Origin of the sequence: Candidatus Infernicultor aquiphilus (assembly GCF_002784285.1) — a bacterium.
Classification (GTDB): Bacteria; Atribacterota; Phoenicimicrobiia; order Phoenicimicrobiales; family Phoenicimicrobiaceae; genus Infernicultor; species Infernicultor aquiphilus.
Map to the genome: position 1 here is coordinate 502 of NZ_PFKO01000189.1, position 3051 is coordinate 3552.

Genomic DNA, 3051 nt, shown 5'->3' on the forward strand with positions numbered 1-3051 from the left:
GATTATCCAATTTTCCTATTCACCAATTCATAGGACAGGCACCCCCCGTTTTCACGAGGGCAGGCCCGCTTGTCTATGGTTGTAATTTTTAAATCAACAGATATAATTAAAAAGAAGGATTTTTGTTTATTCTACCGAATAAGATAATTATAAAAGATAATTTGCTGATATAAACTTTATTGAGGTAGATAAAAAGTAGAATAGTATTTTTCTTTCTCTTTCTTAACACGATACTTGATACTCGATACTGTATACTATATCAAGATACGAATTTTATTTGAAGAGAGGTGACTTACTGATGAGAATTACTCATAAACTTGCCCAGAATATTGTAGATAAAACTATGAATATTTTAGGGAAAAATATTAATATTATGGATGAAAATGGAGTGATTATTGGTTCGGGAGATAAAAGTCGCTTAAATCAGTTTCATGAAGGAGCAGCCCAAGTAATTAAAGAAGGAAAGAAGTTGGAAATTTATTCTAAAGATATAAATCATTTAGTGGGGGCAAAACCAGGAATTAATCTCCCTATAGAATATAATAACAAAATTATAGGGGTAGTGGGTATTACCGGTGAGCCGAATGAAGTTACACCTTTTGGAGAGGTGATTAAAATGACTGTCGAAATGATGTTACAACAAGAATTTTTATTAAAAGAATTACAATTAGAACAACAGGTGCAAGAGAATTTTGTCCATGATTTAATTTCTGGGAGAATAGGAAATGATTCAGATTTATTTATCACTCGTGGACAGATTGTAGGGTATGATATTCTGATTCCTCGGGTAGCCCTGGTCATGGATATCTACCAGTTTGGAAAGACTGCCCAAAAAAGTTTTCAGACCTTTAGAGGATTGAAAGAGGGGGAGATTTATTTACAAAGGTTAAAGAATGAGGTGGTAAAAACTATTCAAGGAATATTTATTAATTCGCCCCAGGAAATTGTATCTTACCTAGAGGGGGATAGATTTGTAGCTCTAAAAACCATTAACCTAAAAGATTTGGCTGAGATGGCGAGAAAAAAAATTTTTTTAATGGGAGATAAAATAAAAAATACTATTTCTCAAAGGATGAAGTTTAAAGTGACTATCGGAATTGGAGAATATCATGAAGGCATTCGGGGACTAAATAAATCATTTAAAGAGGCTACCCAGGCATTAGATGTGGGTAGTCGGCTTTTGGGGGCGGGTGATATTTATCACGTTGATAACCTGGGTATAGGAAGGTTATTAACTGAGATAAAGGAAGAAAGTCAGAAAGAATTCATTGAAAGAACTATTTATTCTACAAAGGGTAATAAAGAGAAGAAGATAAATGAATTTTTATTAGAAACTTTACAGGGTTTTTTTGATAATAATTTAAGTATTACTAAAACAGCAAAAGCGTTGTTTATGCATCGTAATACTTTGTTATATCGATTAGGAAAGATTAGGAAAATTACTGGTTTAGACCCTAAGAAATTTGATGATGCTGTACAACTGAGAGTAGCTTTAAAGATGAAAATATATCAAGATGGTGAGAAGATTAAATAATCGTAAGTGACATCCAAGGGTTACTTGGTATGAAAATAGTGGTATTTTTAAAATAATTTTCTTAATAAATTATACAAAATATACAAAAATATATTAAAAAAAAGTGTATTATTTGTATTTTTATATAAAGGAAAAGCCATTTATGATGTTGTATAATTTAAGGTATAGGAATTCAATAATTCCTATACCTTAATTAAGGAATATGATTTATTATTATGAAGAATATTAAAGACAAGATATTCAAGGGTCTAATAAATATTGAGGTAAGGGCGAATTAAGGGGTTTTCAAGGGGAAAGAATTTCCCCTTGAATATCTTGAGTAGTTAATTAGAATATAAAAGTAAATTATTATTGAGGTATAAACAGAGTAATGAAAATAGTAGTAGCCCCAGATTCTTTTAAAGGCAGTTTAACTGCTATAGAAGTATCCGATGCAATTGAAAAAGGTATAAGAGAAGTTTTCCCTGAAGCTGAAATTATAAAAATTCCTATGGCAGATGGTGGAGATGGGACAGTTCAATGTTTAGTTAATGCCACTGGAGGGAAAATTTTAGAAGAGAAAGTTATTGGCCCCTTAGGGAATGAAGTTTGGGCTTTTTATGGCATTTTGGGAGATAGAAAGACTGCAATTGTTGAGATGGCCGCTGCCTCAGGATTAACTTTAGTTCCAGAGAATAAAAGGGATCCATTAATAACTACCACTTATGGAACTGGTCAGTTAATTAAAGCAGCATTGAATCAGGGATGCCGAAAGATGATCATTGGCATTGGAGGAAGTGCCACTAACGATGGAGGAGCAGGAATGGTTCAGGCTTTAGGAACAAAATTATTAGACAAAGACGGAGAGGAAATAGGTTTTGGAGGAGGGGAACTAAAGAAAATTGTCAAGATTGATATTAGTTGTATGGATAAACGTTTATCTGATATAAAAGTATTAGCCGCCTCGGATGTAAACAATCCACTTTGTGGACCTCAGGGAGCTTCCAGGATATATGGACCTCAGAAAGGAGCTACCCCAGAGATAATAGAAGAACTAGATGAATCTTTAGCTTATTTTGCTGAATTAATAAAAAGAGATTTACACAAGGATATAAAAGATATACCAGGGGCAGGAGCTGCCGGAGGTTTGGGAGCTAGTTTAATAGCTTTCTTAAATGCAGAGTTTAGACCAGGTATTGAGATTATGATTGAAGCTGTGAAACTTGAACAAGCTATAAAGGATGCTGATCTGGTTATTACCGGTGAAGGGAAGATTGATAGTCAGACTATCTACGGAAAGGCTCCTATTGGAGTAGCCAAAATTGCTAAAAAGCATAACATTCCAGTGGTAGCGGTAGCTGCTATTATAGAAGAGGATTCTCGAATTTTTCAATCCTACGGAATCGATACCTTGATCAAGGTCAGCGAACCTCCAATGAGATTGAGTGAGATTAAAACCAAGAAAATCTGGTTAATTAAAAAGAGCATAAAGCAGTTTTTAAGAGGAAGACAGAATCTTTTCCATTGAGTTTTGAAAA

At 33.6% G+C, this 3051-nt stretch carries 2 protein-coding genes; both read left to right on the plus strand.

From position 1 onward, the window contains the following. Positions 1 to 298: 298 nt before the first annotated feature. Complete coding sequence (locus COZ07_RS05055; RefSeq protein ID WP_406607493.1) at positions 299 to 1534, plus strand: CdaR family transcriptional regulator; 1236 nt, start codon at positions 299 to 301, stop codon at positions 1532 to 1534. A gap of 370 nt (positions 1535 to 1904) precedes the next feature. Then, positions 1905 to 3041, plus strand: coding sequence for a glycerate kinase (locus COZ07_RS05060; RefSeq protein ID WP_406607494.1), 1137 nt, complete (start codon positions 1905 to 1907; stop codon positions 3039 to 3041). Positions 3042 to 3051 lie beyond the last annotated feature (10 nt).

Coding starts and splice junctions, on each gene's coding strand:
- COZ07_RS05055 (WP_406607493.1), top strand. CDS start 299: ATGAGAATTACTCATAAACTTGCCCAGAATATTGTAGATAAAACTATG.
- COZ07_RS05060 (WP_406607494.1), top strand. CDS start 1,905: ATGAAAATAGTAGTAGCCCCAGATTCTTTTAAAGGCAGTTTAACTGCT.